A 22,550-nucleotide genomic window follows, 5' to 3' on the forward strand; every position below is an offset into this window, starting at 1 on the left:
TTTTTGATTTAAATAAAAGCATTAAATATCGATGTCGTTATCCTCCGCATATTGTCGCCATTTCTCATAAAGCTTCGGGTTTGCAAGCTCCCCATCCTCCGAATAATAAGCCAAAAGTCGCTCGGTCGCATAAGGATACACGTCATAATTATTGGCTTTTTCGTAGTATTTAACTGCTTTTTTAGAATCTTGTTTTACACCATAACCAAAGTCGTAAAGAATCCCATAATAAATATTTGAGTAAGAATCTTCGTAATCTTTTTTAAGATGCTTTAGCAGGTTTTCATAATCTTCCTTTTCGTAGTAGATTTTAACAACTTTATCATTATTGCTGTACAATTTTTTACTAGCTTCCTTGTAATATTCCAAAGCTTTGTCATAATCTTGATCAACATGCTCCGCATAAAAATACAAATCTCCGAGATTGCTCATCGCCATTCCTTCGCCTAATGCTGCGGCTTTTTCATACATCTCAAACATTTTCGAAACATCAAAATCATAACCAATTTCACTTTGATAAAAATAACCAAGATTGTTAAACGCGACAGCATTATTGCTTTCAGCAGCTTTTTCCGTCCACATTACTGCCTCTTTTGGTCGGTAATAATTGGCGTCTTTATCACTTAACAACAACCCCAATTCTATCATCGAATCTATGTCACCCAATTTTGAAGTATGCGTGTAAAGTCGTATAGCGTCGTCAAACTGAGCATTTTTTGCATAATTAATAGCCAACTTAAAAATGGTCTGTAAATCAAATTTTAATTCATAATCTTCACCAGAATTTTTGCTCCAATTTTCAAAAAACTGATTCCAGAAATTAAGATCTTCTCCACGCAAATTGTAACGCTGCTCGTTAATTTCACCAAATTTTTCTTCGGAAATCAACTGCATTTCTTGATTTTCTAAAACACGAAAAACTTGATTATTATTAAACAAGACAAAATTTTCGCCCAAATCACTATCTCCATTTAAACTAAAAAATGGCGTACAAACGAAATCATATTTATCGCTCAAAGTTCGTTTTTCAACATCAAAAAACTGATTATAATTTTGTGATTTAATTCTTAAAAATTTAGCATTCAAAACTTCGAAAGTATTGTAGTCAGAATGTGGTTCAATCCAAAATTGATGTTCCAAAGCATGATACAATCCTTTCCCAGAACTCATTTTAATTCCCCAAGTTTCTTTAAAAGCATATTTAAAATCATCAAGAAATATTTCCTCAATTTCTTCATTTTCTAAAACATAAACATGTTGAACGCCATCAAAAAGTCGCCATTTTTTATCTTTTTTAAAAGCAAAAGATTGATAATCGTCTAACACAATGACTTTATCGATTTCAGTTTCTAAAATTTCTCCTTTAGAATTGATGATAGAAAACTTAGTCTGGAATTTATTTGGTTTTATTTGATAATAATTTTCTCCGATTTTAGAAATTGATTCTTCAACATATTCACCAACAAAAAAGCCTTTTTTAGTATAGAATTTTCTCTTCTGAGTTCCTTGTTCTTTTGTAAAAAACAAATCTGACCAATAATCAATATCAAAAATGTTAGAACCCGAAACATTCAAAAGTTGCTGATTTTCAATATCAAAAACATGCCACACTCCATTTTTAGAAACATTAAAATAAGCATAATTCAAAATCTCCAATTCATCGTATTCACAAGGCAAAATCAATTGATTCGTATTACAATTAATAATCCCGATTTTGTTATTCATGTGGACTTCCGCCACCGAAATTTTATCAAAAGAATTAACATCGAAAGCGTCTTCGTAAATCGTCGGAACTAAAACTTTTCCATCCATTGCGATGTAACCAAAAAACCCATCCTTTCTAACCAAAGCAATATTCGTCTCACTCCAATCGTAGATTTCGTCATAGATTGGAGCGATGATTTTAATTCCTTTACTTGTTTCTAAACCAAATTTCCCATCAACTTCATAAACATTAATGTTGTTTTTTAAAAACAAATCGTACTCAAAATAGCCCAATCCATAGTTAATCCAGTCGGTTTCCATAATTTCTTGAAACGACTTGTAACCTGTCATGAAGAACTGTGGATTTAGGAAATTAAGGTCTTGATGCTCAATCGCTGTTTCAAAATTTTTCCATTTGTTATCGATTTCCAAAACCCAGTCTTTGGCCTGTTCTTTCGGAGATTTTTCATTCATCGTGAAGACGTCGCTGCCATCAATCAGAAATGTATCAAACGGCAAATCCTCCAAAAACTGGAACATTTGGTTGACAGGCTCGTAATAAAACTTCCTGTAATGCCATTGGTAAGTGTCCGCGATTAGGTTAAAAAAACTTCGCAAACGACTGATGCCTTCTTGTTTATCCGCAAACAATTGCTTGCCTTTTGCGCGCAAATTCCCAGAAACAAGCGGAACCAACAGCAACGGAATTTCGTAATTCCACTCCCCGAGATAGTTAGGAAAAGTTTCTTTGCTTTTACTGTCGAGATTGTATAAATAAATGCGATGTGCCAATGTCTAAATTTTAAGTTTTAAAAATAAGAATTCCTTTTTCAAAAAAGCTAAGAACTGTTTAACAATCGATGTTAAAGAAATTTTAAATTTCATAAAAAACAAAAATCCGCCTTCGAAAAGACGGATTTTGATATCATTTAAAAACTGATTTTACTTAAAATACTCCACACCATTTTTGAAAATGTTGTGGTAGTTTGCAGTTGGAATGTTTTTCATTAAACCTTCTGCAAAACGTTCTGGATGTCCCATTCTTCCGAATATTTTACCATCCAAACTCGTGATTCCTTCAATTCCGAATAATGAATTATTTGGATTGAACGGCATTCCGTGAGCGATGTTTCCATCAAAATCAATGTATTGTGTCGCGATTTGTCCATTTTTGTAAAGTTCCGTCAACACCTCTTCCGAAGCCATAAAACGACCTTCACCATGAGAAATCGGAATCGTATATTCCAAACCTTTCATACCTTTTAACCAAGGAGAATCTTCGTTAACAACTTTCACATTCACCATTTGAGAAATGTGTCTTCCAATGGCGTTGTGCGCCAATGTTGGAGAATTTGCGTCCAAATCACGGATTTCACCGTAAGGAAGCAAACCAGATTTCACCAAAGCTTGGAAACCGTTGCAAATTCCTAAAATCATTCCGTCGCGTTGTAACAAAGCGTGAACAGCATCTTTCATCTTTTCGTTTTTCAAAACATTCACAATGAACTTTGCTGAACCATCTGGCTCGTCACCCGCCGAGAAACCTCCCGAGAAAACCAAAATTTGAGATTGTTCGATTTCTTTTACCCAAGCATCGATACTTTCATTTAATTTATTAAAATCAAGATTGATTAACGGCAAACTCGAAACTTCCGCACCTTCTTTTCTGAAAGCATTTTGCGTTTCATATTCACAGTTCGTTCCAGGGAAAACTGGAGCAAAAACTTTAGGCTTAGCAAGATCATGTTTCTTAATATGAATCGTTCTTGGGTTTGTAGAATTTAAGCTTTCATCGATATTAACAACGATTTTTTCATTCTCCGAAGTTGGGAAAAGATTTTCGAAAGTTCCAGTGAAAACAGATACTAGAGCCGAGACGCTAGATTCAAGACCATTTATTGTGAGTGTTGAATTTTCAACAACATTTCCGATTTTTTGTATAGTTGGATGCGATAATTCCTCAACAGATTCAATGATTAATCCACCAATATTTTTTTCTAAAATTTGATTTTCATTTAAAGAAACGGTCGCTCCAAGATTATTTCCAAAAGCCATTTTAGCCAATGCAACTGCTACTCCACCTTCTTTGATGGTTTTTGCAGAAACAATGGTTTTTCGTAAAATTCCATCATGAATAAACTCGTAAATGTCTTTTAAAACCTCATAATTAGGAAGTCCATTTTCGTCCGCTTGATGGTAAAAATGATACAAATGATTTCCTGCCAATTTGAATTCTGGCGAAATAATATGACGCTTCACGCCGTTTGCACAAGCAAAAGAAATCAAAGTTGGCGGAACATTAATGTTCTGGAATGTCCCACTCATGGAGTCTTTTCCTCCGATTGCAGCCAATCCAAGATTCATTTGAGCATTGTAAGCTCCCAACAACGACGCCATTGGCTTGCCCCATTTATCAGCTTGATTTCCTAATTTCTCAAAATATTCTTGGAAACTCAAACGTATTTTTTTGTAATCGCCACCCATCGCAACGATTTTAGAAACGCTTTCTACAACAGCATTTGCAGCACCAACCATCGAGTTTTGACTCGAAATATCGGCATCAAATCCCCAACTCGCCAAAGAAACGGTTTCTATATTTTCAGCGTTCAAAATTGGAAGCGTTTGCACCGAGCCTTCCATTTCTGTCAACTGATATTTTCCTCCCAAAGGCATCGCAACCGTCGTCGCTCCCACCGAAGCATCGAACATTTCTAACAAACCTTTTTGAGAAGCATTATTTTTATCTTTTAAAATATTTACAAAATTGTCTTCTGTAAAGGCTATTTTTTCTGTTTTTACAGGCTCTAAGTGAGAAATCTCAACCGTTTGTGTTTTCGCACAACCGTTCGTATCCAAGAAATCACGACTTAAATCCACAATCTTGTTGCCTTTCCAGAACATTTGCATTCTTCCAGAATCGGTCACTTTTGCAACGACAACCGCTTTGATGTTTTCTTTTTCGCAGAACTCAATGAATTTAGCTTCGTCTTTCGCTTCGATAACAACCGCCATTCTTTCTTGAGATTCAGAAATCGCCAATTCAGTTCCGTTCAAACCTTCATATTTTAAAGGCAAAACATCCAAATTAATTTCCAAAGAATCTGCAATTTCACCAATCGCAACAGAAACGCCACCCGCTCCAAAATCGTTTGATTTCTTAATTAAAGTCGTTACTTCAGGATTTCTAAACAAACGTTGAATTTTACGTTCCTCAACAGCATTTCCTTTTTGAACTTCCGTAGAAAGTGTATGAATAGAGGTTTCGTCTTGCTCTTTTGAACTTCCCGTTGCTCCACCAACACCATCACGACCCGTTGCACCGCCTAAAAGCACAACAATATCACCATTTTCAGGCTTTTCACGACGAACCCACGTTTTTGGAACCGCACCAACTACGAAACCAACTTCCATTCTCTTGGCTTTGTAACCTTCATGGTAAATTTCGTTCACTAAAGTTGTCGCCAAACCGATTTGGTTTCCATACGATGAATAACCGTTTGCAGCTTGTTTCGTAATCGTTCTTTGGGGAAGTTTTCCCGCAATTGTATCTGAAATTGGTTCTAAAACATTTCCCGCACCCGTCAAACGCATCGCCTGATACACAAACGCACGCCCAGACAAAGGGTCACGAATCGCACCACCAAGGCACGTTGAAGCTCCACCAAAAGGCTCAATTTCCGTTGGGTGATTGTGAGTTTCGTTTTTGAACAACAAATACCAAGGTTCTTTTTTTCCGTCGTATTCAGCTTCGATTTCAATGGTACATGCGTTGATTTCGTCTGAAACCACAAGGTTTTCTAAGTTCCCCGTTTTGCGGAAATATTTGGCAGCGATAGTTCCCAAATCCATTAAAGAAATTGGTTTTTCTTCGCGTCCTAAGAATTTTCTTTTTTCTAAATAATCATTGAAAATAGTTTCCAAAGTCGATTTAAACTGACCTTTGAATTCAATTTCTGTTAATTCTGTTTCGAAAGTCGTGTGACGACAATGGTCGCTCCAATAGGTATCCAAAACTTTAAGTTCGGTTTCGGTTGGATTTCTGTTTTCTGATTTAAAATGAGCTTGAATAAACTCTAAATCGTCCAGTCCAAATGCAAAACCTATCTTATCATAAAAGTTTTTCAATTCCTCTGAACTCCAATCTTTAAAACCATCATAAACAATAACTGGTTGTGGCTCGTTCTCAGCAGGAATTTCTAATTTTGATAAATCTTTTTCTTTAGATTCTACTTTATTAATCAACAAATCCTTGATTTTTATCAAATCTGAATCGTTGATTCCCGAAAGTTCAATTAATTTTCCACTTCTAACTGTTGCGTTGCCATTTTGCGTCAACAAAGCGATGCATTGCTCCGCAGAATCGGCTCTTTGGTCGTATTGACCTGGAAGAAATTCGGTTGCGAAAAATGTATTCTTCACAGGATTTTCTTCGTGCAGAATATCAGTAACCGGATCCACAAAAGTAGAATTCACCACTTTTTGAAAATCGGCATCTTCAATTCCGAAAATATCGTAAACATTATAAACTTTCACGCTTTCGATGTTGGGAACGATGTTCAAGATTTCCGAAAAAATCTTTAGACTTTCCACATCAAACAAGCCTTTCTTTTCTACAAAAATTCTTTTATTCATTTTTTATTAGATGTTAGATATTAGACATTAGATGTTAGACAAGAGACAACCCTCTAAATTCTAACTTCTAATCTCTAACTTCTATTTTGTTAAAACAAAATGCAGCCGACAAGACTGCATCAAATTTATACTTTTAAATCTGCTTCAAGACCAATTAAATCCGAGTATTTATCCGTAATCGGCTTCGCCTCGTTTTGGATAAATTCTTCAGTTTGTATCGGTGCAAATCCGATGAAGTTTTTCGGATCCATTACTTCCGCAATCTTCGATTTATCCATTTTCAGGGAAGAATCGTTCATTAATCTTTCGATTAAGTCGTTTTCCTTGCCTTCCATTTTCACTTTTTTGGATGCTTCCATTGAGTGAACGCGGATGATTTCGTGAATTTCTTGACGGTCGCCACCAGCTTTCACTTCTTCCATAATCACATATTCGGTTGCCATGAACGGCAATTCTTCCATAATGTGTTTGTGGATGCGGTTTTCGTACACAACCAATCCGTCCATAATGTTATTCCAAATCAACAAAATAGCGTCAATCGCTAAAAATGCTTGTGGAATGGTTAAACGCTTGTTTGCAGAATCGTCCAAAGTACGCTCAAACCACTGCGTAGAAGCTACCATCGCCGAACTTGACGACAACGACATTACGTATTTTGCCAAAGCTCCGATTCTTTCAGAACGCATAGGATTACGCTTGTACGCCATCGCTGATGAACCGATTTGGTTTTTCTCGAATGGCTCTTCAATTTCTTTTAAGTTTTGAAGTAAACGTAAATCGTTCGTGAATTTATGGGCAGATTGAGCAATGTTTGACAATAAAGCCACCACTTTTGCATCAATTTTTCTATCATACGTTTGTCCAGAAACGCCGAAAACTTTTTCGAAACCGAATCTTCTTGACAATTCTTTATCTAAATGTTTTACTTTGGAATAATCGCCATTGAAAAGCTCCAAGAAACTTGCTGCTGTTCCTGTAGTTCCTTTCACACCGCGGAATCTCAAAGTTTCTAAGAAAAATTCTAATTCTTCAAAATCCAAAATCAAAGATTGAAGCCACAAAGTTGCTCTCTTCCCAACCGTCGTTAATTGCGCAGGTTGGAAATGCGTGAAACCCAAAGTGGGCATATCTTTATATTTAATCGAGAAATCCGAAAGTTTTTTGATCACGTTCACCAATTGTTTTCTAACAATTTTTAAACCGTCACGGATTTGAATTAAGTCAGTATTATCTCCAACAAACGCCGAAGTCGCTCCCAAATGGATGATTCCTTTCGCCAACGGTGCAACGTCGCCATACGTGTGAACGTGCGCCATCACATCATGACGGAATTTTTTCTCGTAAGCCGCAGCAGCGTCAAAATCGATGTTTTCAGCTTGTTCTTTCAGTTGGTTGATTTGCTCGTCTGTGATGTCTAAGCCTAAATCTTTTTCGATTTCTGCCAATGCAATCCACAATTGTCTCCAAGTTCTGAATTTATTATTCGGGGAAAAATTGTAAAGCATTTCCTCACTTGAGTAGCGTTCTTCAAGAGGATTTTTGTAGGAATTCATTCTTTCTTTTTACTTTTTTAGATGTACAAAAATAAACAAAAAAAACCTGAATTAAAAGAATTCAGGTTTTATATATTGCTATCAAACAGTCATTAATATCAATTATCTTTTTCTTACATTTCCTAAAACATCAGGGAAGTAAGTGTCTGCTAAATGTTCGAACTCGTCACCTCGCATAAACATTGAAGCATCAACTTGGTCATAAGATGTTCTACCAGCCGCAGCAATCAACTCATTGCAAGTATGTAATGTATTCTTGTGGAAGTGATAAACACGTTCTGCTTTATCCGTAACATCAAGACCTTTGATCAACATTTTATTTTGCGTTGCTACACCCGTTGGACATGTGTTAGAGTTACATTGTAAAGCTTGGATACAACCCAAAGCAAACATAAATCCACGTGCATTGTTACAAGCATCTGCACCCATCGCAACTGCTCTCAAAATATCTAAAGACGTCAATACTTTTCCAGAAGCGATAATTTTAACTTTATCTCTAACATTAAAGTTTTTCAGTGTCGAGTTTACAAAAATTAAAGCAGGTTCTAATGGCATACCAACACCATCCGAAAACTCTGGCGGCGCAGCACCTGTACCACCTTCAGCACCATCAACGGTAATAAAATCTGGGTAGATTTTAAGAACATTCATCTGTGCACAGATTTCTTCAAATTCTTTAGTATCACCGATACAAAGTTTGAAACCTACTGGCTTACCACCAGATAAATCTCTAAGTTGTTTTACGAATTGTAATAATCCCGCAGCCGTTGAGAATGCGCTATGCCCTGGAGGCGACAATACCGTGATACCTGGCTTTACGTGACGGATTGCAGCAATCTCTGGTGTATTTTTAACACCTGGAAGTACCCCACCATGACCTGGCTTAGCACCTTGAGAAAGTTTAATCTCAATCATTTTTACATTATCGATTGTCGCATACTTCGTAAACAATTCAGGGTTGAATTTCCCTTCATCATCACGACATCCAAAATATCCTGTACCAATTTGCCAACACAAATCTCCACCTTCCATATGATATGGAGAAATTCCTCCTTCACCAGTGTTATGATAGAATTGTCCTTTTTTTGCACCTCTGTTAAGCGAGATATGCGCTCTGTCAGACAATGCACCAAATGACATTGCAGAAATATTAAATAAAGACGCACTGTATGGTTGCAAACAATCTGGTCCACCAATTGTCGTTCTTGGCAATTCGTGCGACGGCGATTTAGCATAAATAGAATGCTTAATACCTTCGTATTTTCTATTGTTGATTTCTAGTTGAGTACCGAAAGCTACCGTGTCGCTAATATTTTTTGCACGACGATAAGCTGCCGATCTTTGATTTCTTGGGAAAGGTTTACCATCGGTTTCTCTCTCAATGAAATACTGTTGAATTTCGGGAGAAATCCCTTCCAGCATATAACGGAAAAGTCCTAATACAGGGAAGTTTCTCAAAATTGCATGTTTGGTCTGCGTGGCATTGAAAATACCTAAAATGTAAATAGCAGCCAACGTAATTGGAATCCAATAATGGGCTTTGATAAGAACAGCAATAACTGTCGTTGCAAGGACTAATACCAGTCCCCATGTAAGGAATTTATCTCTCATTTTTAAGGGAAATTAAATTCCAGCAAATATAATATTAATATTTAATAAATAGTAAATAATTACATCATCTTAGACAAAAAAATCGATTGTGAATTTCAAAAAAATTCATAAATAAAATTAAGAATATGTAAATAATTTAAATCTTTAAAATCTTTTTGAAGAAAGTTTAAATAAACTTCGTTTTTAGTACAAAAAAAAGATTTAGAAAATTTCTAAATCTTTTAATTTTTTTAAACTTTTAAGATCTCTGCTTCTTTAACTTTGAAAGCATCATCTACTTTTTTAATATATTGATCTGTAAGATCTTGAATGTCTTTCTCAGCACCTTTTATTAAGTCTTCAGAAACGCCATCCAACTTTTTAAGATCCTTCATACCTTCTTGACGAGCATTTCTAACAACAATTTTACTTTGCTCTGCTTCGCCTTTAGCTTGTTTTGCTAAATCTCTACGACGCTCTTCTGTTAAAGGCGGAACGTTAAGGATGATAACATCACCATTATTAGAAGGTGCAAATCCTAAGTTAGAGTTGATAATAGCTTTTTCGATAGCACTAACCGCTCCTCTATCCCAAGGTTGAATAGAAATAGTCATCGCATCTGGCACAGATACGTTAGCAACTTGGTTAATAGGTGTCATAGAACCATAATATTCTACCATAACATCTTGTACCATACTTGTTGACGCTCTACCCGCTCTGATTTTTTGAAAAGCATGATCCAAATGCTTAAGCGCAGCATCCATCTCTTCCTTTACCGATGCTGTGATGAGTTCTAATTCTTCCATTATTTATTTAAAGTTTGATAATTAACAATTTTGTTTTAAAATTTGAAATTCTGCAATAATAATTGTTTTATTACAAAAACTCCAAGTTTATTGATTTATTATTAGTTAACCAATGTACCAATCATTTCTCCATCTACAAGACGCGCAAGATTACCTTGTTTGTTCATATCAAAAACGATGATTGGCAATTTATTCTCATGACTCAAAGTAAAAGCAGTCATGTCCATTACTTTTAGATTTTTCTCGAAAACTTCTTCAAAAGAAAGACTATTAAATTTAACAGCATCAGCGTTTTTTTCTGGATCGCTATCGTAGATACCATCAACTCTTGTCCCTTTCAAGATAACATCAGCATCGATTTCGATAGCACGAAGCGTCGCTGCTGTATCTGTCGTAAAATATGGATTACCAGTACCTGCTCCAAAAATAACAACTCTACCTTTTTCAAGATGACGAACTGCTCTTCTTTTAATAAAAGGTTCTGCAACTTTATCCATTTCGATAGCAGATTGAAGTCTAGTTTTGATACCAGCATCTTCCAAAGCGCCTTGCAAAGCCATACCGTTGATAACCGTTGCCAACATCCCCATATAATCGCCTTGTACACGATCCATACCTTTTGCAGCACCAGCCAATCCTCTGAAAATATTTCCTCCTCCGATAACAATTGCTACTTCGCAACCTTTGTCTACAACTTTTTTAATTTCATCCGCATATTCCTTAAGACGATCGTTATCAATACCGTATTGACGTTCTCCCATCAAGGCTTCTCCACTTAGTTTTAAAAGGATTCTTTTATATTTCATCTTTTCTTTTTTATGAATTTTTAATTAAAAAATGATACGCTGATTATAAGGTTTCATTTTTTTTAAATTTTTACTGCTGCAAATATAAGGAATGCAACAGAATTACGTTATGAAGAAATAAGTTTAACGTCTAAATATTTTGTTAAATTTTAAAAAAATCTATTTTTGCAAATAAGAGAAGTGATTTTGAAGAAGATTTCTATTTTAGCTTTAGCGATATGCAGTAGTTTGGTGTATGCACAGTTAGGTACCAATGTATATCCTTTTCTAAATATCCCTGTATCTGCCCGACAATCTGCTTTGGGCGGCGATGCTGTATCCATAAGGGATTACGACGTTAACATGACCGCAGCCAATCCATCTTTGATGAATCTGGAAATGGATGATATGGTGTCTGTAAACTACGCTTCATATCTTGCAGATTCCAAAATAGGAACCATTAGCTATGTTAAAGATCTGGAACAAGGCCATCTTGTTTCTATTAATGCACGCTATATGGATTACGGAAAAATGCCGCGTACCGACGAAGCAGCCAACATTCTTGGAGATTTTTCTGCGATGGATGCCTCGATTGGAGCTGGTTACGCTTATCAATTCGAAGACGAATGGACTATAGGCGCCAACGTTAATTTTGTAACATCTAAAATTGACACTTATAGTTCGATGGCGGTTTCTGCAAACGCAGGTGTTACCTATCACAATCCTCGCTCTAATGAGACTTTGACTTTAGTTGCTCGTAATTTTGGTTATCAATTTAAGCCTTTTAATGGCGTTCGAGAAGATTTACCTTTTAGAATAGATTTAGGTTATACCAAAATTTTGGATCAATTTCCAGCTGCTATTACTGTGACATTACACGATTTACAAAAATTTAATATTTCGCAAGACTTCAATGTTAATGGACAACCTGTCAACTTTGGAAGAAAAGTCTTAGATCATTTATCTCTTGGTGTTGAATTGTTTCCGCAACAAGCATTTAACTTAAGATTTGGCTACAATGTTAAACGTGGTAACGAAATGGCAATTCTGGATCAAAGAAATTTCTCAGGACTTTCGGCAGGATTTGGAATTAAAATTTCTTATTTCAAATTTGATTATTCGCACGCGAGATATCATAACTCATCCAATGTCAATATGTTTGGGCTAAGTGTTGATCTTATCGAAATAAGTGGAAATCGTCGTTAAAATTTTGAACAAATTCTCAAAACCAAATTTCTTTAATCTGCAATAGTTTTTTCCTTTTTAAAATTTCTAAATTTGTATCAGAAATTCAGAAATGACAAAAAATTGGGTAATCGCCATCGATGGCTATTCTTCGACTGGAAAAAGTTCTATCTCCAAAGTTATCGCAAAACGCCTTGGCCTTATCCACATGGATACTGGCGCGCTTTATCGTGGTATTACTTTTTATGGACTTAGCCATTGTCAAAATGCAGATGACAGTATCGATCTTCAACAATTAATAGATGATCTTCCGAACATCAATTTAGTTTTTGAAAAAAAGAATGACGAATTACAATTATTCTTAAACGGCACTAATATCGATAAAGAAATACGTCAACCACAAGTATCAGCCAACGTTAGTCAAGTTGCAAAACTTCCCGAAGTGAGAGCTTTCTTACTTGATACTCAAAGAAATATTGCTAAAACTGGAGGCGTTATTATGGATGGTCGCGACATTGGCACAGTGGTTTTACCAAATGCGGATTTCAAGTTTTTCTTAACCGCAAGCACTGATGAACGTGCAAAAAGAAGACATCTAGAACTTTTAGGTTTTGGAGAAAATATCAGCATCGAAGAAGTGAAACAAAATCTTATCGAACGTGACAAAATAGATTCTGAAAGAGAAATCGCGCCACTTCGTCAGGCAGACGATGCCATATTGATAGATAATTCTGATCTTACAAAAGAACAAACTATCGAATTAATGCTTTCATATATAAAGTAACAATAATTTAACAAAGTTTATACAATCTTAAAATCCTTTGGTACATTTGTTGTAACTCATAAAAACATAATTAATCAAGTTAAACGTTAATCAAAAAAATCACACATTATGTCTAGAAAAAATAATTCAGCAGGAATTTTAGCAGGTCTATTAGCAGGTGCAGCAGTTGGTGTAGTAATGGGACTTCTTTACGCTCCTGAAGAAGGAAAAGAAACAAGAAAGAAAATTAAAAAGAAAGCTGAGGACATCAAAGACCAAGCTAACGAACAATATCACAAAACTTCAGAAAAAGTTAAAGAGCAATACGGAAATGTTTCTGACCAAGTGAAAGACAAATACAACACAATCTCTTCTCAAGTTAAAGATACTGCTAACAACATCGCATCTTCGGTTAAAGAAGGTTACGATAAGTACAAAGATCAAATGGTGTCTAAAGCAACTGACGTTGTTAAAGATGTAGAGACAGAACTAGACGGAATGAAATAATCCCAAATCTAGAGTGAATTATAAAGGAACTTAGTCCACTAAGTTCCTTTTTTTGTAAATTTTTGTAACTTTACTAAAACATCTATTATGATAGATCTACTTAAGGAATATATTAATAAGAGAATCGACCTTGCAAGACTTGAGTTGATAGAAAAATCGTCTTTGTCAACAGGTATAATTACCTTTATTATGACGATGGTTATTGTATTTGCGTTCTTTATTATTTTATTTAATTTCGGAATTGCATTCCTTATTGGGCAAGCATTAGATAATTTTTCGTACGGATTTTTGATCGTTGCAGGATTCTATCTTTTAATTATGATCATCGTGCTTAGCATGAGAAAAAAAATCATAAAAACCGTTGCTAATAATGTACTTAACTTTTTAAACCGTTAATTATGTCACATCAATACAATAATCTAGATGAGTTGAGAAGAAAAAAGGCACTTCTAAGAGATGATATCAAAAACATGGAAGAACTTTTAACTTTTAAAAACAAAAAAGAAAGTTTGAGCGTACTGACTAACGGCATTACAGATAAATATCTGAAGGAGTCCGAAGACGATGAAGGCAACCAAACGCTTAGCCTCAACACCAAAAACATTATGCGCGAAGTATCAGAAGGTATCCGAGAAACAACTTCACCAAAAAGTTTGGTAGGATTAGCTAACAATACCGTAGATTCTGGACTTTTGGAAACTGCAGTTCGTCTAGGAGCCGTCACTTTAGTTGGTAATTACGCCCGCAAAAATCTTAATAACTCTAACTGGAACAAAAAAATAATTGGTCTAGCTTTAGTCTACGTTGCGCCTTTCGCTCTTAAATTTATTCGAGAAAAACTTGAAGATTATCAACGTCACAAAACCGCTTCTAGCCTAGAAAAATTGATTTAGTTTTAAATTAAATTTAAACTTGATCCGAAAATATTTGACCAAGAATAATCCCTGTTGCCATTGAGACATTAAGACTTTCGGTAGATTGTTGCTTTCCAAATCTTGGGATGGTGACAACATCAGTCAATAATTGTTCAACATTAGGACGCATACCATTCCCTTCATTACCTAGTACCAAACTAAATTTTGACGGGAATTCTTTTTTATAAATACTTTCGCCCTGCATATCGGTCCCGATAACTGGATGTTGATAGGTTTTAAGATAATCTTCCAACTCCACATAACACACATTAACTCTTGTGAAAGAACCCATGGTTGACATCAAAACTTTTGGGTTATGAAGATCCACAGTATCCTGACTACAAACGATTTGTTCAATCCCAAACCAATCCGCCAATCGGATAATTGTGCCTAGATTTCCAGGATCTTGGATACCGTCTAATATTATTTGTCGGTCTTTAGAATCGTCAATTTTTGCAGTTTCGAGTGAGCAAACCGCCACCGAATCTTTAGGATTTTGCAAGAAACTTATTTTTCGAAGTTCTCTTTCGTCAATTTCAAAGATATCGACATTTTTGAATAAACTTTTCAATTCTTCAGGCTTTGTAGAATAAATTTCTAAAATTTTAACACGAGAATTCGCAAGTTCTTTAATAATCTTGTTACTCTCAACCAAAAACAAATTGTATTTTTGTCTAAATTTCTTTTTATCGAGAGATTGTATTATTTTTATTTTATGAGAAGTAAGCATTTTCGAAAATATTCCCAAAAGTATTATATATTTTGTTTATCAGCAAGTCTGATGTTGTTATTGCTGCATGCATGTAGCACAACGAAGAAGGTCCCAGACGGCGAATACTTGTTGACCAAAAATGATTTCAAATACCAAGATGGGAAAATCCTAAGTGATAAAATCCCAAGTTTTGCAGCACAAAAACCTAATAAGAAAACTTTTTTCTTGTTTCCTTTAGGCCTTCTTGCCTATAATGCGGCTAATCCCAAATACGACAGTATTCTGACCGAGTATATGACTTATCCTAATGAAATGAGAAATCAAAAACTTCGTGATTCTCTTTTCATAAAATATAATCATCCAGAGTATGTTGGCAGAAATCTATTTTGGAACAGATTCTGGCATACCGTTGGCGAAAAACCAGTTATCTATAGCGATGGTAAAACTAAAGCTAGTGTTGAGAATATACAAAACTTCTTAGTCTACAAAGGTTATTGGGATTCTGAAGTTGCACACTCTGTAAAAAGAGATTCGGCTGCTAAAAAAGCGGAAGTTAAATATAACATCATCCACAGAGATCCGACTTTTATTAAGGATTATTATTACAATATTACCGATTCGGGTGTTAGAAACATTTACGAAAGAGACATTAAAAAAAGTCTTATTAAAAAAGGAAATATTCTCGATCAAACCGTTCTTGAAGACGAAGTAAAACGCATCACGCAATTAATGAAGGACGAAGGTTATTATAAATTCAATGCGTCTGGAGAACAAATTTACTTTACAGCAGATACACTTTCTAGTCGCAAAGATGTGCCTGTGACAATGGATATCCACAAAGACACGCTTGATGGAGGATTTATTAAACCTAAAATTGGCAACATAGACATTGCTGTTGTCGACAACATTAAAGAATACGAAGACAAAACTATCCATAAAGACAGCTTGCGTGGCATCAATATTTATAGAGTTGATACGACAGCTTACAAACTCCAATCGCTTTGGCTTCCAATCATTTACAAACCTGGCGACAATTATCAACAACGTGATTTTGACGTAACCAAACGTAACCTAATGGCTATGAACAACTTTACGGTTCTACAAGCCGTTGATGGTCTCCGTAATGAAGGGACAGATAAGCAAAACGATAGCTTAATTGATGTTCGATATATTCTAAAACCGATGCCAAAATATGATTTTAAAGTCGGGATGGATTTACATTATTCCGAAATTCTAAACTTTGGTTTTTCTCCATCTTTAGAATTAACCTCTCGTAATGTTTTTAAAGGTGCAGAAAACTTAAACATCAGTTTTTCCGGTATTATTGGTACAACAAAAGATCCGAAAAAAGACAATGCATTATTTAATGCTTACGAATTATCAACACAAGCGTCGTTGCAAATTCCTCGATTGTGGGTACCTTTCAAACGTTATTGGAAAGTAATCCCTAAAAGATATTCACCAACATCGAGTATATTTTTAGGTGCTGCAATCCAAAATAATATTGGATTAGGACGTATCAATTTTAATACTGGTCTTAGCTATTATGCCAATGTTAATGATATTGTTTCGCATAAGTTGACTTTATTTAATACCCAATTTAGTTTTACACAAAATAAAGAAAACTACTATCAGCTGTTCTTAGCGGACAACGATATTAGACAACAAGTTTTCGATTGGTATTTTGTACAACATCCAAATATTGCAGCCCAATATAACAATGGTCAACTTGGTATTGATGATGTTTCTAGAATTATTATTCGTGATAATACTTTCCAAAGCGGATTAGACCAAACACAGACGGACACATTTAACTCTTATCGACAATCTCTTGCCAACAAAGACAGACAAACGCAAGACGTTGTAATTTCTTCGATTATTTACAACTTCTTGTATAATGAAATTGGTCAAAAAGGTTACAAAAATCCATTTTATTTTAATGGAAAATTTGAAGTTGCAGGTAATGTTGTAGGACTTTTTGCTAAAACCACAACGCAAGATGGCGTTATTGGAAATGACACTAAAACAATTTTTAAAATCCCATATTCTCAGTTTGTAAAATTTGATTTTGATTTTAGAAAATACTTCACATTCTTCCAAGATAAAGCACAACCTCACACGTTAGCGATTCGACAATTTATTGGGATTGGGATTCCGTATGGCAACTCTAACAACATGCCATTTATCCGTTCTTATTTCAATGGTGGATCCAATGACATTAGAGCATGGGTAGCTTTTGGAGGGCTTGGTCCAGCAGATTCGCAACTTGACGAACGTGTAAGATCTTATGCGATGGACAATGTAAAATTAACGACAAGTATCGAATACCGATTACCGATTAACAATATGTTCGAAGCCGCACTTTTCACAGATGCTGGTAACATTTGGGGACTAAAAGATAATGGCTTTGGCGATCAGTTTAAGTTCAGTAAATTTATAAGTCAAATGGGTGTTGGTAGTGGATTTGGACTTAGATTAAACGTTGCTTACATCAAGTTCCGATTAGATTTAGCTTACAAAATGTATGATCCTAACCAACCAGTTGGCGAGCGTTGGGTGATGATGAAAAATAAGCTTCTCCGACCAACTCTTAATTTTGCATTTGGATATCCATTTTAACAACATAAAACTTTCATCAATTGATGAAAGTTTTTTATTTTAAATAAAATCATGTCACTAAATAATTAATTAACAAGCAATTAAAAGCTCTTATTTGAAACATTAAATAAAAGCTAAAAATCTTTCTTTTTGTTAAGTTTTTTTATATTTTTGTAATAGTTAGAATTTATCAAACTCGATGCTATCAGAATTAGAAAATAATTTCGTGCAATTAGAAAAGAAAATCGTTAAGTTGCACAAGACACATATCAGTCTATTAGACAAATATGCAGAGCTTTCTAAGGACTATAAGCAATTGCAGGAGGAATTTGATGAAGAGAAAAAAAGAAATCGAGTTTTAGCAGAAGAGCAAAAAGATTTAAAACTTTATTCAGCTATAAGCGGAAATGCAGATCATAATAAATTGATGAAAAATCACCTAAATAAATTAATAAAAGAGGTTGATTTTTGCATTGCAGAGTTACGAAACAGTGGATTATAAGATATGGATATTAGAAGAATTACCATCAACATTGCTGGAAGAGTCTATCCTCTTAACGTCCCCGCTGCCGAAGAAGAAACCCTACGTAAAGTCGGGAAACAAATTGAAACGATGATTAAGGAATTTGAGGCGAATTTTGATGTACGCGACAAGCAAGATGCTTTAGCCATGTGCGCATTAAAATTAGGAACCAACGCCGAAGTGCACTTAAACAATAATGAAAAGAATTTAACAAATACCAATGACCGTTTGACAAAAATCAACCAGTTATTGGAAGAATTGGAGGACTAAAATCTTCCAAATATACAAGCTGCCTACAATAATTCTAACACAGCAGGTAAACTCAACGCTAAACAATTGCCGAACGAATGTTCATTAGATGGCGCGCTGCCTTGTCGCAGATTACAGATAATGAAAAACAGTTCAAATCGTGTTGATTAGGAGTTTACTCTTAATAATGGATTGTTGTAGGTTTTTTTATGTTTAAAAATTAAAAAAGAAATTAAATAACTCACTATAAATTATGATTGCAACCTACATTACTATCGGTATAGTTGCTTTGGTCATAGGTGCGGTTTTAGGAATTATGTATTCTAAAAGCTCACTAAATTCTAAAGGAAAATTCATCCTAGAAGATGCCAAAAAAAGTGCCGAAACTATCATAGAAAAAGCTAACACACAGGCTGAAACTATTAAAAAAGAAAAACACTTACAAGCCAAAGAAAAATTCTTGGAACTAAAATCGGAGCACGACTCTAACATCCAATCTCGCGAAAAGAAAATGCAAGAGGTTGAGAAAAGAACCAAGGATAAAGAACACAAACTAAACGAAGAACTTAGCAAAGTTGGCCGTCAAGAAAAAGACCTAGAAAAGCAACTTGCTGACTATTCGAAAAAGCAAGAAATTGTAGAACGTAAACAACAAGAGCTAGACGCTGCAACAGCTCAAAAAGTTGAAATGTTAGAAAAAATATCTAACTATACAGCAGAAGAAGCTAAAGAAGAATTGGTAGAAGCCATGCGTGCTGAGGCTAAAACAAGAGCACAAGCTTACGTCCAAAACATTATGGAAGAAGCGCAGCTTAACGCCAAAACTGAAGCTAAGAAAATCGTTATCCAAACGATCCAAAGAATCGGAACCGAGCAAGCTATCGAAAATTCAGTATCTGTGTTTAATATCGAATCGGACGAAATTAAAGGTAGAATTATCGGACGCGAAGGTCGTAACATTCGTGCGCTAGAAGCCGCTACAGGTGTTGAGATTATCGTTGATGACACGCCAGAGGCGATTTTATTATCATGTTTCGATCCTGTAAGAAGAGAAGTTGCAAGACTTTCACTTCACAGATTGGTAACTGACGGAAGAATCCACCCTGCTCGTATCGAAGAAGTGGTACTAAAAACGCAAAAACAAATCGAGGAAGAAATCATCGAAGTTGGTAAAAGAACCATCATCGATCTTGGTATCCACGGGCTTCACCCAGAGTTGGTAAAAATCGTAGGACGTATGAAGTTCCGTTCTTCTTACGGACAGAACTTGCTTCAACACTCTCGTGAGGTTGCAAATATTGCAGCAACAATGGCTGCCGAACTTGGTCTTAATGTTAAACTAGCCAAAAGAGCTGGTTTACTACACGATATCGGAAAAGTTCCTGAACAAGAATCAGAGCTTCCTCACGCATTATTGGGTATGCAATGGGCGGAGAAATATGGTGAAAACGCAGAAGTTATCAACGCCATCGGAGCGCACCACGACGAGATCGAAATGACGTCTCTTCTATCGCCGATTATCCAAGTTGCGGATGCTATTTCTGGTGCGAGACCAGGTGCAAGACGCCAAGTTTTGGAATCTTACATCCAAAGACTGAAAGATCTAGAAGCAGCAGCATTAAGCTTTGACGGTGTGTCTAGCGCTTATGCGATCCAAGCTGGTAGAGAGCTTCGTGTGATGGTGGAAAGTGCAAAAGTTAATGACGAAGTTGCGCACCAATTATCGTACGATATTTCGGAGAAAATCCAAAACGAATTGACTTATCCAGGTCAAGTGAGAGTTACGGTGATTCGAGAAACTAGAGCGGTTAACATCGCAAGATAGTTTTATTAAAATATACATTAAAAGCTAGGTCGTAAGACTTAGCTTTTTTATTTGGGCGGCATCTCGGGCTATTCAGGGGTTTCGTCTTCAGAAGCCGAAGCTTTTGCCAAGCTTTTCTTCAGACCGCTCGCATTGCCTGTATTGAGCCCGTCGAAATGCTCGCGCCCTTACTATCCCGGCCGCGACTACTAACCGCCAGAACTACAAAAAAATCCTATCGATCGATAGGATTTTTTTTATGATTAAATAAATTAAGTTTTGGGATAAGAAGATTAACGTCAGTTCGAGTGTTATTCCGTAATGAGATGAAGAAAAAATGTATCGAGAACTTCTTGCAAAAATTTTTAGACACAAAATCTTTCAGATTTTGCTCGAAGTGGCGTCTAGCATAAAAATGTATTTTATCTCGAAATCAAGTTATACATGATTAAAACTCTGCATCGCCCCTTGCCCGAATGACCAATTATCTTTTTCGTTTTCGAGTAACGTGATAATGACATCATCGGTTCTTAGCGATGTATTTTGTGCAACAAGCTCTGCAATCCTAGAATATAGTTTCTCCTTTTGTTCGGTTGTTCTACCCTTTGCCGCAATTATCTGCACAAAAACAATACTATCAGTATGTGCTACATCTAGATAAGTTTTAGGATATTTTAATTGAGGTTGCTTCAGGGCTTCAATAATATGGAAATAATCATCAACAGGAACATTAAAATGTTCTATCAAAGATTGATGAATAGATTTAGAAATAGCGTCTTGTGTTTCTGAAGAATGTGACTTCGACAACGAAATTCGCACTAATGGCATAAGAATATTTGTTTTAAAATAAAACCAAATATAAATGAATAACAATAACTAAATATGACTAAAACTTTAAATTTATATTAAAATTAATCTTATTGAGTTTAAAAAATTCTATTTCGACAATATAACTTTCCACCACGTTGTTGCGCCCCGGATGGAACGGCATGTTGGAGCTCGCGCCGCAGGCGCTGGCAAATGCGCTGGCGCGGCGCAGCGACTAGTGACAGCCGGAAATGGCGCCCAAATAAAAAAGCTGCTTCCGTAGAAACAGCTCTTTTCAGTTTTATGTTTGGGAGAGAATTAACCTCCGACTTTCACCAATTCTACGTCGAAAATCAACCAAGCATTAGCAGGAATCACCCCACCAGCACCTCTTTCGCCGTAACCAAGACTTGCCGGAATCAACAATGTTGCTGCTTCACCTTCTTTAAGCAGTTGTATACCTTCGTCCCAACCTTTGATCACTTGTCCAACGCCAATCGGGATTTGGATAGGCTCTCCTCTTTTGAAAGAGTTATCGAACTCTTCTCCATCAACCAATTTACCAGCGTAATGCACAGAAACTACATCGCCAGTTTTTGGCGCTTTTCCAGATGGGTTAGATTTAGTGATTTTATAAAACAAACCAGACGGCGTCGACTGCATACCAGCTTTCAACTCGTTAACCAATTTGTCTTGATTCGCTTGGAATTCTTGTAACTTTTTAAGACGATCCGCTTCTTCCTTAGCAGCGAAAGCTTTGTTTTTTTCTTCGATTTTAGCTTTTCCTTCTTCGAAAGTTTTTGCAGGATCGTATTTTTTATATTGATCTCCTTTGCTGAAAACCGTTAATTTTTGAAGAACGATATCTTCTTTTGGTTTGTCGTTAGGACCTTTTTCAACATTTGCGATGGTGTCGATAACGTCTTCACCTTTTACAACTTTCCCGAAGATTGTATGTCTACCATCCAACCAAGGCGTCGCTACTTCTGTAATGAAGAACTGAGAACCGTTGGTATTAGGACCAGAATTCGCCATAGAAAGGATTCCTTTTCCTGTATGTTTTAGGTCATTTTTCTCATCAGCAAATTTGTAGCCTGGATCGCCCATTCCTGTTCCTTGTGGATCTCCACCTTGGATCATGAAATCTTTGATCACGCGGTGAAAAATTGTCCCATCATAAAATGGTACTTTATCCGCTTTAGCTTTATTTGGGATTTTACCTTCCGCTAATCCTACGAAGTTAGCCACCGTAACTGGCGCTTTTTCGTCTTCTAATTTGATTAGCATTTCACCTTTTGATGTTTGCATTTTCGCATACAAACCATCCGAAAGACTGTTGTAAGTTTCTTTGTCTATTTCCAATGTTTTACAATTTAATAATGTTAATACTACCGGTACAAATAGTAATTTTTTCATAT

18 protein-coding genes are annotated in these 22,550 nt (G+C 35.8%); 9 read left to right on the top strand and 9 right to left on the bottom strand.

The features are described from left to right. Positions 1-21: 21 nt before the first annotated feature. From B5X62_RS02920 to pyrH, 6 genes are all read right to left on the bottom strand, one after another. Entirely contained in the window at positions 22-2,496 is a 2,475-nt protein-coding gene (locus tag B5X62_RS02920; RefSeq protein WP_079665872.1) for a tetratricopeptide repeat protein, read from the bottom strand. Positions 2,497-2,646: 150 nt separating this feature from the next. Continuing rightward, positions 2,647-6,336: a phosphoribosylformylglycinamidine synthase gene (locus tag B5X62_RS02925; RefSeq protein ID WP_079665873.1), complete on the bottom strand. Its 3,690-nt coding sequence runs from the start codon at positions 6,334-6,336 to the stop codon at positions 2,647-2,649. Between the two features lie 125 nt (positions 6,337-6,461). Then, positions 6,462-7,889: an adenylosuccinate lyase gene (purB, locus tag B5X62_RS02930; RefSeq protein WP_079665874.1), complete on the bottom strand. Its 1,428-nt coding sequence runs from the start codon at positions 7,887-7,889 to the stop codon at positions 6,462-6,464. Positions 7,890-7,991: 102 nt separating this feature from the next. Further along, positions 7,992-9,500, bottom strand: coding sequence for an FMN-binding glutamate synthase family protein (locus B5X62_RS02935; protein ID WP_079665875.1), 1,509 nt, complete (start codon positions 9,498-9,500; stop codon positions 7,992-7,994). Positions 9,501-9,730: 230 nt separating this feature from the next. Then, positions 9,731-10,285, bottom strand: coding sequence for a ribosome recycling factor (frr, locus tag B5X62_RS02940; RefSeq protein ID WP_079665876.1), 555 nt, complete (start codon positions 10,283-10,285; stop codon positions 9,731-9,733). A 101-nt stretch (positions 10,286-10,386) separates the two neighbouring features. Continuing rightward, positions 10,387-11,091 carry a UMP kinase gene (gene pyrH / locus B5X62_RS02945; RefSeq protein WP_079665877.1) on the bottom strand — a complete coding sequence of 235 codons (705 nt, stop codon included), beginning with the start codon at positions 11,089-11,091 and terminating at the stop codon, positions 10,387-10,389. A gap of 165 nt (positions 11,092-11,256) precedes the next feature. On the opposite strand from pyrH, the gene porQ reads away from it, so the two are divergent. From porQ to B5X62_RS02970, 5 genes are all read left to right on the top strand, one after another. Next, positions 11,257-12,276: a type IX secretion system protein PorQ gene (gene porQ / locus B5X62_RS02950; protein WP_245797126.1), complete on the top strand. Its 1,020-nt coding sequence runs from the start codon at positions 11,257-11,259 to the stop codon at positions 12,274-12,276. Between the two features lie 91 nt (positions 12,277-12,367). Next, a complete protein-coding gene (cmk, locus tag B5X62_RS02955) occupies positions 12,368-13,039 on the top strand; it encodes a (d)CMP kinase (RefSeq protein WP_079665879.1) in 672 nt (223 codons plus the stop codon). A 108-nt stretch (positions 13,040-13,147) separates the two neighbouring features. After that, positions 13,148-13,525, top strand: a complete 378-nt coding sequence (locus B5X62_RS02960) for a YtxH domain-containing protein (protein ID WP_079665880.1) — start codon at positions 13,148-13,150, stop codon at positions 13,523-13,525. 87 nt (positions 13,526-13,612) lie between these two features. Then, complete coding sequence (locus tag B5X62_RS02965) at positions 13,613-13,921, top strand: phage holin family protein (RefSeq protein ID WP_079665881.1); 309 nt, start codon at positions 13,613-13,615, stop codon at positions 13,919-13,921. 2 nt (positions 13,922-13,923) lie between these two features. Next, entirely contained in the window at positions 13,924-14,418 is a 495-nt protein-coding gene (locus B5X62_RS02970) for a phosphoribosyl-ATP pyrophosphatase (protein ID WP_079665882.1), read from the top strand. A 13-nt stretch (positions 14,419-14,431) separates the two neighbouring features. Here B5X62_RS02970 and B5X62_RS02975 read toward each other — a convergent pair whose 3' ends face one another. Further along, positions 14,432-15,169, bottom strand: coding sequence for a TrmH family RNA methyltransferase (locus B5X62_RS02975; RefSeq protein WP_079665883.1), 738 nt, complete (start codon positions 15,167-15,169; stop codon positions 14,432-14,434). On the opposite strand from B5X62_RS02975, the gene tamL reads away from it, so the two are divergent. The 4 genes from tamL (at position 15,155) to rny (ending at position 20,346) form a co-directional block, all read left to right on the top strand. Next, a complete protein-coding gene (gene tamL, locus B5X62_RS02980; protein ID WP_079665884.1) occupies positions 15,155-17,770 on the top strand; it encodes a translocation and assembly module lipoprotein TamL in 2,616 nt (871 codons plus the stop codon). The genes B5X62_RS02975 and tamL overlap by 15 nt on opposite strands. Before the next feature lie 178 nt (positions 17,771-17,948). After that, on the top strand, positions 17,949-18,251 hold the full coding sequence (locus B5X62_RS02985; RefSeq protein WP_079665885.1) for a hypothetical protein: 303 nt from the start codon (positions 17,949-17,951) through the stop codon (positions 18,249-18,251). Positions 18,252-18,254: 3 nt separating this feature from the next. After that, positions 18,255-18,542: a cell division protein ZapA gene (locus tag B5X62_RS02990; protein ID WP_079665886.1), complete on the top strand. Its 288-nt coding sequence runs from the start codon at positions 18,255-18,257 to the stop codon at positions 18,540-18,542. A 232-nt stretch (positions 18,543-18,774) separates the two neighbouring features. Next, positions 18,775-20,346: a ribonuclease Y gene (rny, locus tag B5X62_RS02995; RefSeq protein WP_185116705.1), complete on the top strand. Its 1,572-nt coding sequence runs from the start codon at positions 18,775-18,777 to the stop codon at positions 20,344-20,346. Positions 20,347-20,763: 417 nt separating this feature from the next. On the opposite strand, the gene B5X62_RS03000 is transcribed toward rny, so the two are convergent. Next, the gene (locus B5X62_RS03000; RefSeq protein ID WP_079665887.1) at positions 20,764-21,153 is read right to left on the bottom strand and encodes a tautomerase family protein; all 390 of its coding nucleotides are present in this window, start codon (positions 21,151-21,153) and stop codon (positions 20,764-20,766) included. A gap of 297 nt (positions 21,154-21,450) precedes the next feature. Then, a complete protein-coding gene (locus B5X62_RS03005) occupies positions 21,451-22,548 on the bottom strand; it encodes a peptidylprolyl isomerase (protein ID WP_079665888.1) in 1,098 nt (365 codons plus the stop codon). Positions 22,549-22,550: the final 2 nt, after the last annotated feature.

Origin of the sequence: Soonwooa buanensis (genome assembly GCF_900167905.1) — a bacterium.
GTDB classification, from domain to species: domain Bacteria; phylum Bacteroidota; class Bacteroidia; order Flavobacteriales; family Weeksellaceae; genus Soonwooa; species Soonwooa buanensis.

Excerpts from the sequence above, each read along its gene's own strand:
- purB (WP_079665874.1), bottom strand. The coding sequence starts at position 7,889 with ATGAATTCCTACAAAAATCCTCTTGAAGAACGCTACTCAAGTGAGGAA.
- B5X62_RS02970 (WP_079665882.1), top strand. The coding sequence starts at position 13,924 with ATGTCACATCAATACAATAATCTAGATGAGTTGAGAAGAAAAAAGGCA.
- B5X62_RS03005 (WP_079665888.1), bottom strand. The coding sequence starts at position 22,548 with ATGAAAAAATTACTATTTGTACCGGTAGTATTAACATTATTAAATTGT.
- B5X62_RS03000 (WP_079665887.1), bottom strand. The coding sequence starts at position 21,153 with ATGCCATTAGTGCGAATTTCGTTGTCGAAGTCACATTCTTCAGAAACA.
- B5X62_RS02935 (WP_079665875.1), bottom strand. The coding sequence starts at position 9,500 with ATGAGAGATAAATTCCTTACATGGGGACTGGTATTAGTCCTTGCAACG.
- B5X62_RS02985 (WP_079665885.1), top strand. The coding sequence starts at position 17,949 with ATGCTATCAGAATTAGAAAATAATTTCGTGCAATTAGAAAAGAAAATC.
- rny (WP_185116705.1), top strand. The coding sequence starts at position 18,775 with ATGATTGCAACCTACATTACTATCGGTATAGTTGCTTTGGTCATAGGT.
- frr (WP_079665876.1), bottom strand. The coding sequence starts at position 10,285 with ATGGAAGAATTAGAACTCATCACAGCATCGGTAAAGGAAGAGATGGAT.
- pyrH (WP_079665877.1), bottom strand. The coding sequence starts at position 11,091 with ATGAAATATAAAAGAATCCTTTTAAAACTAAGTGGAGAAGCCTTGATG.
- B5X62_RS02925 (WP_079665873.1), bottom strand. The coding sequence starts at position 6,336 with ATGAATAAAAGAATTTTTGTAGAAAAGAAAGGCTTGTTTGATGTGGAA.
- cmk (WP_079665879.1), top strand. The coding sequence starts at position 12,368 with ATGACAAAAAATTGGGTAATCGCCATCGATGGCTATTCTTCGACTGGA.
- B5X62_RS02960 (WP_079665880.1), top strand. The coding sequence starts at position 13,148 with ATGTCTAGAAAAAATAATTCAGCAGGAATTTTAGCAGGTCTATTAGCA.
- tamL (WP_079665884.1), top strand. The coding sequence starts at position 15,155 with ATGAGAAGTAAGCATTTTCGAAAATATTCCCAAAAGTATTATATATTT.
- B5X62_RS02990 (WP_079665886.1), top strand. The coding sequence starts at position 18,255 with ATGGATATTAGAAGAATTACCATCAACATTGCTGGAAGAGTCTATCCT.
- B5X62_RS02975 (WP_079665883.1), bottom strand. The coding sequence starts at position 15,169 with ATGCTTACTTCTCATAAAATAAAAATAATACAATCTCTCGATAAAAAG.
- B5X62_RS02965 (WP_079665881.1), top strand. The coding sequence starts at position 13,613 with ATGATAGATCTACTTAAGGAATATATTAATAAGAGAATCGACCTTGCA.